General features: G+C 42.3%; 14 protein-coding genes. 1 reads left to right on the forward strand and 13 read right to left on the reverse strand.

What is annotated here, in order from left to right:
* Window positions 1-5: 5 nt before the first annotated feature.
* The 9 genes from FGK98_RS06495 to budA form a co-directional block, all read right to left on the reverse strand.
* Complete coding sequence (locus FGK98_RS06495; protein ID WP_138100540.1) at window positions 6-491, reverse strand: LURP-one-related/scramblase family protein; 486 nt, start codon at window positions 489-491, stop codon at window positions 6-8.
* 254 nt (window positions 492-745) lie between these two features.
* Complete coding sequence (locus FGK98_RS06500; RefSeq protein WP_138100541.1) at window positions 746-997, reverse strand: hypothetical protein; 252 nt, start codon at window positions 995-997, stop codon at window positions 746-748.
* A gap of 149 nt (window positions 998-1,146) precedes the next feature.
* Window positions 1,147-2,217 carry an ABC transporter substrate-binding protein gene (locus FGK98_RS06505; protein WP_138100542.1) on the reverse strand — a complete coding sequence of 357 codons (1,071 nt, stop codon included), beginning with the start codon at window positions 2,215-2,217 and terminating at the stop codon, window positions 1,147-1,149.
* Window positions 2,214-2,987 (reverse strand): ABC transporter permease, encoded by a 774-nt coding sequence (locus FGK98_RS06510; protein ID WP_061599258.1) that lies wholly within the window; start codon window positions 2,985-2,987, stop codon window positions 2,214-2,216. Before FGK98_RS06510 ends, FGK98_RS06505 begins: the two co-directional genes overlap by 4 nt.
* Window positions 2,984-3,790: an ABC transporter permease gene (locus FGK98_RS06515; RefSeq protein WP_125424653.1), complete on the reverse strand. Its 807-nt coding sequence runs from the start codon at window positions 3,788-3,790 to the stop codon at window positions 2,984-2,986. Before FGK98_RS06515 ends, FGK98_RS06510 begins: the two co-directional genes overlap by 4 nt.
* Entirely contained in the window at window positions 3,771-4,928 is a 1,158-nt protein-coding gene (locus FGK98_RS06520) for an ABC transporter ATP-binding protein (protein WP_138100543.1), read from the reverse strand. Before FGK98_RS06520 ends, FGK98_RS06515 begins: the two co-directional genes overlap by 20 nt.
* Before the next feature lie 158 nt (window positions 4,929-5,086).
* Entirely contained in the window at window positions 5,087-5,992 is a 906-nt protein-coding gene (gene murB, locus FGK98_RS06525) for a UDP-N-acetylmuramate dehydrogenase (protein ID WP_171011125.1), read from the reverse strand.
* A 110-nt stretch (window positions 5,993-6,102) separates the two neighbouring features.
* Window positions 6,103-6,858, reverse strand: coding sequence for a YhfC family glutamic-type intramembrane protease (locus tag FGK98_RS06530; protein WP_138100544.1), 756 nt, complete (start codon window positions 6,856-6,858; stop codon window positions 6,103-6,105).
* 9 nt (window positions 6,859-6,867) lie between these two features.
* Window positions 6,868-7,599, reverse strand: coding sequence for an acetolactate decarboxylase (budA, locus tag FGK98_RS06535; protein WP_138100545.1), 732 nt, complete (start codon window positions 7,597-7,599; stop codon window positions 6,868-6,870).
* Window positions 7,600-7,744: 145 nt separating this feature from the next.
* On the opposite strand from budA, the gene FGK98_RS06540 reads away from it, so the two are divergent.
* On the forward strand, window positions 7,745-9,016 hold the full coding sequence (locus FGK98_RS06540) for an aminotransferase-like domain-containing protein (protein ID WP_138100546.1): 1,272 nt from the start codon (window positions 7,745-7,747) through the stop codon (window positions 9,014-9,016).
* 21 nt (window positions 9,017-9,037) lie between these two features.
* On the opposite strand, the gene FGK98_RS06545 is transcribed toward FGK98_RS06540, so the two are convergent.
* The 4 genes from FGK98_RS06545 to pstB (FGK98_RS06560) form a co-directional block, all read right to left on the reverse strand.
* Window positions 9,038-9,853 (reverse strand): ABC transporter substrate-binding protein, encoded by an 816-nt coding sequence (locus FGK98_RS06545; RefSeq protein WP_138100547.1) that lies wholly within the window; start codon window positions 9,851-9,853, stop codon window positions 9,038-9,040.
* 158 nt (window positions 9,854-10,011) lie between these two features.
* A complete protein-coding gene (gene phoU, locus FGK98_RS06550) occupies window positions 10,012-10,665 on the reverse strand; it encodes a phosphate signaling complex protein PhoU (RefSeq protein ID WP_000946469.1) in 654 nt (217 codons plus the stop codon).
* An 11-nt stretch (window positions 10,666-10,676) separates the two neighbouring features.
* A complete protein-coding gene (pstB, locus tag FGK98_RS06555) occupies window positions 10,677-11,435 on the reverse strand; it encodes a phosphate ABC transporter ATP-binding protein PstB (RefSeq protein ID WP_000138670.1) in 759 nt (252 codons plus the stop codon).
* A gap of 12 nt (window positions 11,436-11,447) precedes the next feature.
* On the reverse strand, window positions 11,448-12,251 hold the full coding sequence (gene pstB / locus FGK98_RS06560) for a phosphate ABC transporter ATP-binding protein PstB (RefSeq protein ID WP_138100548.1): 804 nt from the start codon (window positions 12,249-12,251) through the stop codon (window positions 11,448-11,450).
* Window positions 12,252-12,253 lie beyond the last annotated feature (2 nt).

Genomic DNA, 12,253 nt, shown 5'->3' on the forward strand with positions numbered 1-12,253 from the left:
CTTGATTAATTTGATTGGCTTTCCAACATTTCCACATAGTCAATCGCGACACAGAGGGAAATGACCAGGTCTGCATAAGAATCTTCATAGACGGTTACGGTGTAGGTTGAGGTCAGATGGAAAATTTCTTTCCGAATCTCGGCGACAAGCTGATCACGATCATCTAGCAATTTGAAATTCAAATCCCAGATATTGCCCTCGATACGAAGCCCTAGATCATCAAACTCATACTTATCTCGCCAGAAGGTCAACTTCTTACGAATGACGAAATTTGACCCGTCCCGTAGCTGAATGTTAAAGCGAGGAAGCAAGGTGAAAAATTCTTTACTAATCTCACTGACTTGCTCACCATAGGCGTCATAGATGGTAAAGGTCTTAGGAATTTGGAAAAAAGATCCCTCCACCTGATAGTTCACTACTCCTCTATCATCCTTGATATCAAAGCGTTCGCCTCCAAGACGAAACTTTTGTTTCACGAGAAATGTCTTCATAAACACCTCCAAAAATCAAAAGACAAGCTCACATCACGAAGGGCGAAAAACCGCGGTACCACCTTCATTCAATGAACTTGTCATTCTCTTATTCTTATGCAATTGTGTGATTGAGTAGCATGACTTCCTACCTTAGATGGCTCGCAGCACCGCCATTTCTCTGGACTAAGATGACTGAAAATCAATTCTCAACTCCCTTATTATATCGTTTTTTTTAGTTTGCGTCAACTGGGAATCATTCCCTACATCCCTGATTACTTTTTCAGGATATATTTTTGCTTACTGCCATTTTTCTTTTTATCCCAACTTTTATTCCAAGTTTTTGAATTGCTAAAGATAGCTATGAAAACATTTGCAAATATAAAGTAACCTATCACCAAATATATGGAATCCGTTGTTAGATATTGCCGATCCAAACCATCCTTTAAATGAAATAGTATAATTGTTTCGTTAACAATTAAAAAGGTTGGCCAGTAACTTTTTTTGAAAAAAGTAGACATTTTCATGATTTGTTACCGCTTTCTATTCGTATAAACTTAGTATACTACTAGACAAGCAAATAAGCAACTAGAATAGAAAAAGATAAGGCTGTAAAAGTTAACTTCTATTAAGAAAACGAACCAGCTTGACTGATTCGTTTCGTGTCTGCTATCTCCTACTTCCGATACATTTTAAACTGTAGGAAGAGGTCACTATATTTTCCTGTCCATTTATGGTCAAACTTCTCATAAACTTCTAGGTGTTTCATGGTATCAGCGTCTGGATAGAAGGATTTGTCTTCCTTGGTCTCCTCTGGGAGCAGTTCCTTGGCTGGTAGGTTTGGTGTTGCATAGCCTACATACTCAGCATTTTTAAGAGCATTTTCGGGTTTCAACATAAAGTTGATAAAGGCGTAGGCTGCATCTTGGTTTTTCACAGTTTTTGGAATGACCATGTTATCAAACCAGAGATTGCTGGCCTCAGTAGGCACAACATATTTGAGGTTAGAATTTTTCTCCAACATCTGGCTGGCTTCCCCAGAGAAGGTCACGCCGATAGCAGCATTGTTTTGAATCATGTAACCTTTCATCTCGTCCGCCACAATGGCCTTGATATTTGGAGTCAGTTTATATAGTTTGTCTACTGTCTCTTCCAACTGCTGAGGATCCTTTGAGTTGAGACTGTAGCCCAGCGAGTTAAGCCCGAGTCCCAGCACCTCACGCGCCCCATCAAAGAGCATGATGGAGTTTTTGTACTCTGGTTTCCAGAGGTCATCCCAATGCTCAGGCGCCTCATCTACCATGGTTTCATTGTAGACAATTCCCAAGGTTCCCCAGAAATATGGGATGGAGTATTCATTGTTTGGGTCGAAAGACTGGTTGAGGAACTCTGGTCCGATATTTTCGATCCCCTCAATCTTAGAATAATCCAGCGGAACCAAGAGGTCTTCATCCTTCATCTTGTTGATCATGTATTCACTTGGGATAGCAATATCATAAGTCGTTCCACCCTGCTTAATCTTAGTGTACATAGCTTCATTAGAGTCAAAGGTCTCATACTGGACTTGGATTCCTGTTTCTTCTGTGAATTGCTCCAAAAGTTCGGGATCAATGTAGTCTCCCCAGTTGTAGATAACCAGTTTTTGACTATCTCGGCTATTGATTTTACTGTCTAGATGAGTCGCAATTCCCCACAAGACAAGGATAATTGCTGCAATTCCTGCTAAAAATGAATAGAGTTTTTTCATGCTTGCTCCTCCTTCTCACGTGAGATAAAGTAATATCCAACAACTAGGATAATACTAAAGAGAAAGACAAGGGCAGACAGGGCATTGATTTCTAGGGAAATTCCCTTACGAGCACGAGAGTAAATCTCGACTGACAGGGTTGAAAAGCCATTTCCTGTCACAAAGAAGGTCACGGCAAAATCATCCAGCGAATAGGTAAAGGCCATGAAATAACCTGCGATGATAGACGGCGTTAGATAGGGCAACATAATTTCTTTGAACATTTGAAACTGGCTGGCACCTAAGTCATAAGCAGCGTGAATCATGTCTCCATTCATCTCCTTGAGTCGAGGCAAGACCATCAAGACCACGATTGGGATGGAGAAGGCCACGTGACTAGATAGAACCGTCAAAAAGCCAAGTGAAAACTTAAGCTGTGTAAAGAGAATTAAGAAGCTGGCACCAATCATAACGTCAGGCGCAACCATGAGGATATTATTGAGCGACAAAAAGGCTTCTTGGTATTTCTTACGAGACTGATAGATATAAATGGCACCGAAAGTCCCGATAATGGTTGCAATCAAGGCTGATAGAAAGGCCAAGAAAAAGGTTTGAGTGAGGATCAACATGAGACGACCGTCACCAAACATGGTTTGAAAATGGCTCAAGCTAAAACCAGTAAAGCTGTTCATATCATCGCCAGCATTAAAGGCATAGCCAATCAAGTAAAAAATTGGCAAATAGAGGATGATAAAGACAAAGGCTAGGTAGAGATTGGCAAATTTTTTCATCGTTCTCTCCTTTCCTTGGTCACCCACATGGTGATGAACATGGTCAGGATGAGAATCACACCGATGGTTGAACCCATACCGTAGTTGTCATTTGTCAGGAAGTTCTGCTCAATAGCTGTTCCCAGTGTGATAACGCGGTTCCCACCAATCAAACGTGTCAGCATGAAAAGACTCAAACTTGGGATAAAGACCGACTGAACCCCACTTCTCACTCCATTCATTGATAGAGGGAAGATGACATGGCGGAAGGTCTCCCACTTGGTCGCACCGAGGTCGTAGCTGGCATTGATAAGATTGTTATCCATATCGTCCAAGACATTGAAAATCGGCAAAATCATAAAGGGAAGCTCGATGTAGCTTGCGACAAAGATAAAGGAGAAATCCGTAAAGAGCAACTGCTGTGAACCGATTCCGATAAATTCCAAGAATTGGTTAATAGAGCCATCTTGACCAAAAATCCCGATAAAGGCATAAGCCTTGAGGAGCAGGTTGATCCATGTTGGCAGGATAATCAGCATGAGCCAGAGTTGACGGTGCTTGAGACGGGTCAAAAAGAGGGCTGTCGGATAACTGATGAGTAGCGTCACCATGGTCACAATCCCCGCATAGAGCACAGAGTTGAAACTCATTTTGAGATAGGTCAAGTTTTGTGATGCAAAGTAGGATTTGTAGTTTTCTAAACTAAACTGCCCTTCAATGTTGAAAAAGGATTGTCCGAAAATCAAGACTAAGGGTGCGAGAACAAAGAGGGCAATCCAAAGCATATAGGGTACTACAAAGAGTTTAGAGGTTGTTTTCTTCATCTCTTTCCTCCTCGATCGCGTTAATCAGACCTGCTTCTTGCTCTTCGATTTCTACGTATTCTTCGATACGAGCATCGAATTCTTCTTCGGTTTCGTTGAGACGCATGATGTGGATGTCTTCTGGTTCAAAGTCCAGACCGATTTCCTCACCAACGATGGCCTTACGGGTCGAGTGGATCATCCATTCATTTCCGAGTTCGTCATAGGCAATGATCTCATAGTGAACTCCACGGAAAAGCTGGGTATCAACTTTAACTTGGAGCTTGCCTTCTTCAGGAAGGGTAATGCGCAAGTCCTCTGGACGAATGACAACCTCAACAGGCTCATTTGGCTTCATCCCCCCATCGACCGCTTCGAAGTGTTTGCCGTTAAACTCGACCAAGTAGTCCTCAATCATGGTTCCTGGCAAAATATTTGACTCACCGATAAAGGTGGCAACAAAGTGGTTGATCGGCTCGTCGTAGATGTCCACAGGCGTTCCAGACTGAACAATCTCACCATCGTTCATAACGAAAATCCAGTCACTCATGGCAAGAGCTTCTTCCTGATCGTGAGTGACAAAGACAAAGGTAATCCCCAATCGTTGTTGCAGTTCACGCAGTTCATACTGCATGTCTGTTCGCAATTTCAAGTCCAGAGCTGACAAAGGCTCATCCAACAAAACCACACGGGGTTGGTTGATGATGGCGCGGGCAATGGCCACACGCTGACGTTGTCCTCCAGAAAGTTTACGGATGGAACGTTTTTCATAACCTTCCAACTGAACCATCTTGAGAACTTCCGCTACGCGTTGTTCGATTTCTTTCTTGTCAATCTTACGCAAGCGGAGTGGAAAGGCAACATTTTCAAACACATTCATATGTGGAAACAAGGCATAGGATTGGAAGACGGTATGGACGTCTCGCTTGTTGGTCGGGATGTCGTTGATCCGCACCCCATCCAACAAAATATCTCCTGTCGTCGCATCCAGTAAACCTGCAATGATGTTTAGGATGGTTGATTTTCCTGAACCAGATGCGCCTAAAAGAGTATAGAATTTCCCTTCTTCCAACTCAAAGTTAATGTCTTTGAGAACCTTGGTGTTGCTGTCTTCAAAAACTTTAGAGACGTTTTTGAATTCGATAATTGGTTTTTTCAATTGGCATAAATTCCTTCTTTTTCATAAATTAACAGATCAGGGCTCTGTCAGGCCGCCACTACCTCTTGCAGGGAGTAAAACCACCTGCATATATCTTCGCTACCGATAGGCTTTCACCCCCTTTCCATTGACATAGCAGCAGCTATTTTGGCGAAACCTTACTCCTTCTCGCCCAAGATTCGAACTTCTCTCTCAAGAGTGACACCTGAGTGTTCCTTGACTTTTTCAATAACAGATTGGATCAAGTCCTCGTAGTCTTTAGCCGTTCCGTCAGCAACATTGATCATGAAACCAGCGTGCTTTTCAGACACTTCAACACCACCGATACGATAGCCTTTCAAACCAGCCTCTGAAATCAACTGACCTGCAAAATGCCCCACTGGACGCTTAAAGACTGAACCACAAGATGGGTATCCTAGCGGTTGTTTGAGTTCACGAAGGTGAGTCAAGCGATCCATTTCCTGCTTGATAACCTGATGATTTCCTGGAGCTAGGGCAAATTTAGCTGACAAGACAATGGCCCCAGAATCCTGAATAGCTGAATGGCGGTAACCAAAAGCCAAGTCCTTGGCTGACAAGGTTTCAATTTCCCCTTCCTTGGTCAGAATCTTACAAGACTGCAAAATGTGAGCAATCTCTCCTCCGTAGGCACCCGCATTCATAAAGACAGCACCTCCGATGCTCCCTGGAATGCCGCAAGCAAACTCAAAACCAGTCAAACTATGACGAAGTGCAATACGTGTTGTCTCGATCAAATTAGCACCCGCTTCTGCCTCAATGGTATAACCATCAACTGAAACGTTATTGAGCTTATCACACAAGATGACAAAACCACGGACTCCACCTTCACGAACGATGATATTGCTGGCATTTCCTAGCACCATCCAAGGAATATTCTCCTGATTGGCAAATTGAACGACACGCGCCATCTCATAGCGATTGCGTGGCAAAACTAGATAATCCGCTCGACCTCCAACCTTGGTATAGGTATAGGTCTTCAAGGGCTCCTTGAAACGAATATCGATTCCTTCTAATTGTTCTTGTATTTTAGTTACGAATGTCATATCTCTCATCCTTTTGTAAAGTCATTTCATTATACCATTTTTAAGGGCTTTTGACGACAGGAAAATTCTTGGTGTCAAAGCATTGCGTAAAAAAAGAGGTTTCCCTCTTTTTATGATGATTTTTTCCAAAATGTAGATTTTGTTAGCCAGATAAAGGCTAGTACTTCTAAAAGAAGAATGACTTCCACTAGAAGTGGATTTGCAATCCATCCCACTTGAGATAAAGCTGGAGCCAAATCAAACAAGGCATGCAAACCATAGGCAGCAAAGAGGTAGATCCATTTCTTTTGACTAACACTTTGGTAAACCCAGATGGAAAGACCAATTTGTAGAACTAGAGCAAGCACACGCTCAACTCCTAATAAATAAACCTGCCATATCGATAGAGACTGAACCGTTTCAAGGGTAGCCTTTGGAAGGAGATTGGCTACATCAGTATTTGAAGACTGGATGAGTGAAAAGAGGATCAACAAACTGATTAAGCTTCCCATCCCAAGATAGAGCAACTCCAAACCTCCATGTCCCAAGCCGTAAGCCAAAGCGTCTTTCTCTTCTAGATTTCTCTTTTTCTCCAACCATTTAAAAAAGACAAGGCGGGCAGTTTCCTCAAAGAGGGCTGCCATGGCAATCGCGTAAAGAACATATAGGAAAGGTTGCTCATTCATGAGCGAAATCGTTCCGTCTTTTTGCGGTCGAAGAACTAGAAAGTGGACCATCTTCTCTAACACTTGAGAAGAAACAAAAAATGCGATTGCCCCCAAGCCCATCACTGCAAGAGAGATCTGAAACCGTTTTTTGGCATACCAAGTCCCACCTACTAGGACTAAAACCAAAGCGATCATGGTAAGGATAATATGTAGTGTCATCTTTTTCTCCTATTCTGACTTGTCAATGTCTTTCTTCATCTCATCAACATTAAATTTCGCAAATAAATACTGGCGATCTTGGACTGGAAAACGTTGGTCCAATTGGTCAACTGCTCCAACCTCGATAATGCCTTCCTTGATAACAAAGTCCATCACGTGTCCACCAAAAGTCAAATCATCCGAGATAAAGTGCAAATGGTAACCTGCAACACTGACCCCATGGAAAATCTCTGGTGTCCAAAAACCAACGATGGTTCCTGATACATTTTCTCGACTATATTCAGGCTGATGGGTGGCAACCTCAGCAAACTTGGTATCAGGTGTGGATTTGGGAATCATCCGCACATGCATTTGTGAAAATTCACCATGAATCTTGATAGAGCGAAAGAGATTCTCCCCATCATAGTAGGACTCAATCCGCTTTTCTAATTCCTTGTCCGTCATCTCAAAGCGTTGGCGGAAAATTACTTCTGCCTGATGGGGGACCACTGCCGCATAAGGGATAAGGGCATCAGGCGCAACTTCTACAATTTCAGGTTGCTCCCCTAAACCTTTGGCTTGATAAGCCTTGCCATCAAGGACAATCAACTCTCCATCAATCGAATCAAGGGTTCCCAAACCAAGGTCACCATGCTCCAGCAATTCTCCCACTGTCATGGTTCCACCATAGAGACCAGCCATTAGGGCACCTAGAGTATTGTATTGAAATAATTTTACTGGTTCCTGCACTTTTCTATCCATTCTCTCTCTTATCTTCTTTTCAATGAATTATCATACTTTCTAAGTATACCACATTTGCCCCTAGATGTGAAAGAGAGAAATGCTTTTCCCATTGCCAAGTAGACAAAAAAAAGGTAAAATGAAACAAAATCAAAGGAGGGCTGGAATGACGAAAGAAAGTAAATACCAAGCAGTCATTTCCTTTCTAAAAGAAGGTATTGAATCAGGAAAATTTCCAACTGGTAGCAGACTTCCCTCTATCCGTCAACTGAGTCTGGATTTTCATTGTAGCAAGGACACTGTCCAACGAGCCCTGCTGGAATTACGCCATGAACAATACCTCTATGCCAAGCCCCAAAGTGGCTATTATGTTCTGGAACAGGGACAGCATCAGGACTTGGAAATCGAAGTCACTGACGAACATGCCAGTGCCTATGACGACTTTCGGCTCTGCGTCAATGAAACGTTAATCGGACGAGAAAACTACCTCTTCAACTACTATGACAACCAAGAAGGACTTGAGGAACTGAGACAATCTGTCCATCAACTTCTTTTCAACCAAGCCCTATACTGCAAACCCGACCAACTGGTTCTGACTTCGGGCACACAGCAAGCTCTCTTTATCCTTTCTCAGATCAACTTCCCAAGTAAGGGAGAAGAGATTTTGGTCGAACAGCCAACTTACCACCGAATGAATCGCCTCTTGATCGCTCAGGGATTGACCTACAGGACCATTGAACGCCGAATCGATGGGATTGACCTTGACGAACTAGAAGAACAGTTCAAATCCGGAAAAATCAAGTTCTTCTATACCATTCCTCGCTTCCACTATCCTCTTGGCCATTCCTATTCTGATCAGGAAAAAAGGGCCATACTGGATCTAGCAAACCAGTATGGTGTTTACATCGTCGAGGATGACTATCTAGGAGACCTAGACCCTAAAAAAGGTCAGACCTTCCACTATCTGGATACAGAGGATCGCGTCATTTATATCAAGTCCTTCTCAACCAGCCTCTTTCCAGCCCTTCGTATCACAGCTCTCATTCTCCCAAATGCCCTAAAAGAGGCTTTTGTTTCCTACAAAAATGTCCTGGACTATGACAGCAATCTCATCATGCAAAAGGCTCTCTCACTTTATATCGATAGTCAGTTATTTGAAAAAAATCGACTGGCTCGACTGACCCTTCAAGAAAACTATCAGACTCGGATAAAGGAAATACTTGGAAAAAACACCTGTCCCTTGCCCCACTATCCTCTACACGATGGCCTTCTCCTTGATTTGAGAACCTATCCTAAAATTGCTAGTTTAAAGCATAGCTCACTCAAACTAGACTTCTTTGAAGAGGCTTATTTGGAAGCCTGTCCTTATCAGTTTGCCAAAGTCTCTCTTGAAAATCTAGAAGCACTATTACAATACATAAAAGCAGAATTGGATTAAACTCCAACTCTGCTTTCTTTTTTACTGTTCAACTTCTGTTAGTTTCGCTGCTTTTTCTAGATAGGTTTGATAAGTTCCTTCATCTTTCAGTTTTTGGATAACCTTATCTACTACTGCTTTCAAATCTGATTGATTCTTCTTGATGGCAACGGCATTGGCTTCGCCATCTTTCATCGTCAAAGTAGCTGTCGCAACGACAAGGTCTGAGTTTTTACCTGCGTAACTAAGAGCCACTGGTTCATCCATATGTACAGCATCCACTTTCCCAGCCTGCAATTCATTAACTGCCTCTCCCATATTGGTCAAGGATGTCAATTGGGCATTTGGCAATTGTTCCTTGACCATGGTTTCTGGAACAGTTCCCTTTTGAGCTGCGATATTGGCACTTGCGAGGCTTGAAAGATCCTTGTACTTGTCTAAATCGGATTTTCTAACCAAGAAACTCATCTTGTTTTCATAGTAAGGGATAGAAAAGTCAAAGACTTCCTTTCTCTCATCGGTGGCACTAATTCCTGCAATGGCCAAGTCAGCCTTTCCAGTTTGAAGACTGGTCAAGACATTGTCAAAACTCATACTAGAGATTTCAAGTCTAACTCCAAGTTCATCCGCAATCGCTTGAGCCATATCAATATCTGCACCAATCACTTGGTTTTTACCATCTACCAAGGCTTGGAATTCAAATGGCGCATAGTCTGGGCTGGTCGCCACGACTAGCTTCCCTTTTTGTTGGATAGCATCCACAGCAGACTGGGAACTATCCGTACTGGATTGACAAGCTACTAAAATCATGCTGGCAAGCATGCTACACACAACTACTATCCATTTCTTGAATTTCATAAATAAACTACCTTTCTATTATTTCTGAATAATTATAACTTATTTGAAAATACTTGTCAATATTTTCAGAATTTTCATTTCAAAAAAATTCCTTTTTATTCAAAAAAAAAGACTAATCTGAGTTGATTAGCCTTTTTAGTGCATATTTAATCCGTTTCTTAGAGTTCGACAATTTTACCTGTTTCAAAGTAAACAACCCATTCACAGATATTTTTTGCGTAGTCTCCGATTCGTTCCAAGAAGGAAATGACCTGGAAGTAATCACGGCCTGTAACGATGGCTTCAGGATTTTTCCTAATTTCTTCTGTAGCCAAATCACGGATGCTATCAAAGTAATGGTTGATTTTTTCGTCCATAGCTGCTACTTCGTAGGCTTGATCCACAGAACCGTTGAGATAGAGATCTAGGGCTGCTTCAACGAAGTTTTTCACGTCGCGTCCCATCTTTTTGATTTCTTCTTCAACAGAAGGGATACGTTGCTCCCCCTTCATGCGAATGGTCGCCTCAGCGATAGACACTGCATGATCTCCCATGCGTTCCACGTCTGATACTGCCTTGAGAACGGTCAAGACGGTACGAAGGTCTTGCGAAACAGGTTGTTGGAGGGCAATCATTTCAAATGATTTCTTTTCCAACTTCACTTCATATTCATTTACTTCTGCATCGTCTTCGATGACTTCTTTTGCCAAATCACGGTCATGCGTAACAAAGGCACGCACTGTACGATTGATCTGCGAGAGCACTTCTTGTCCCATAGCATAGAACTGGTTGTGCAATTTCTCCAAATCTTCTTCAAATTGAGATCGTAACATCATTCAACTCCTTATCCAAATTTTCCTGTAATATAATCTTCTGTTTCCTTGTTTTGAGGGGAAAGGAACATCTTCTTCGTATCATTAAACTCAATCAAATCTCCATCTAGGAAAAAGCCAGTCTTATCAGAGATACGAGAAGCCTGCTGCATGGAACGCGTTACCAAGAGCATGGTGTACTTATCTTTCAGACCATACAAGGTTTCTTCAATCTTACCAGCCGAGATAGGATCCAAAGCTGAAGTTGGTTCGTCCAAGAGGATGATTTTAGGGCTAGTTGCCAAAACACGGGCAACACAGACACGTTGCTGTTGACCTCCTGAGAGACCAATGGCCGAATCATGCAAACGATCCTTGACTTCATCCCAGATAGAAGCACGTTGCAAGGCCTTTTCTACTGCTTCATCAAGGACCTGTTTATCCTTGACTCCATTGATACGTAGTCCGTAAACAACATTTTCATAAATAGACATAGGGAAGGGATTGGGCTGTTGGAAAACCATGCCGATTTCCTTACGCAATTCAACCGTATCTGTACGTGGACTATAGATATTGTGACCATTATAAATCACTGTCCCAGTTGTTGTCACCTCAGGGTTTAAATCTCCCATGCGGTTGATGGCCTTGAGAAGAGTTGACTTCCCTGAACCTGAGGGACCAATGAGGGCGGTTATTTCCTTGGGCTGGAAAGAAAGGGAAACACTATTCAAGGCCTTCTTTTTATTGTAATAAACGGACAGGTCTTTAACCTGCAAAATTGGTTCTGTCATACTGCTTCCTTTCTAACCAAAGTGTCCCGTTACATAGTCATTGGTTGACTGTAACTTAGCATTTTGGAAAATATTGGATGTCTTATCATACTCGATCAAATCGCCCAAGTAGAAAAATCCTGTGTAGTCACTTGCACGGGCGGCCTGTTGCATACTGTGGGTAACGATAATTATGGTAAAATCCTTCTTTAATTCCAACATGGTTTCTTCCAGTTGGGCTGTCGCAATCGGATCCAAGGCTGAAGCAGGCTCATCCATCAAGAGGATATCTGGCTTGACAGAGATGGCACGAGCGATACAGAGACGTTGTTGCTGACCACCAGAAAGCATCAAGGCTGATTTGTGGAGGTCGTCTTTGACCTGATCCCAAAGGGCAGCCTGTCTTAGAGAGGTTTCTACAATTTCATCAAGTACTTTCTTATCCTTAACACCTGCACGTTCATGAGCAAAAGTGATGTTGCGGTAAATAGACTTGGCAAATGGATTTGGACGTTGAAAGACCATTCCGATATGCTTACGCATCTCATAGACATTGATTTCAGGACGATTGACGTCAATTCCTTGGTAAAGAATTTTACCTGTTACCTTGGCAATGTCAATGGTATCATTCATCCGATTGAGACTACGGAGATAGGTAGATTTCCCAGATCCTGATGGACCAATCAAGGCCGTTATTTTATTTTTTTCAAATTGCATATCGATGCCCTTGATGGATTCATTTTTACCATAGTAAACATGTAAATCCTTGGTAGAGAGGGCCACTTTTTCTTCAGGGAAGGTGATGATATGCTTTTCATCCCAGTTATATTTTGACATGG

The sequence above is a fragment of the Streptococcus australis genome (genome assembly GCF_901543175.1).
In the GTDB taxonomy this organism is placed as follows: Bacteria; Bacillota; Bacilli; order Lactobacillales; family Streptococcaceae; genus Streptococcus; species Streptococcus australis_A.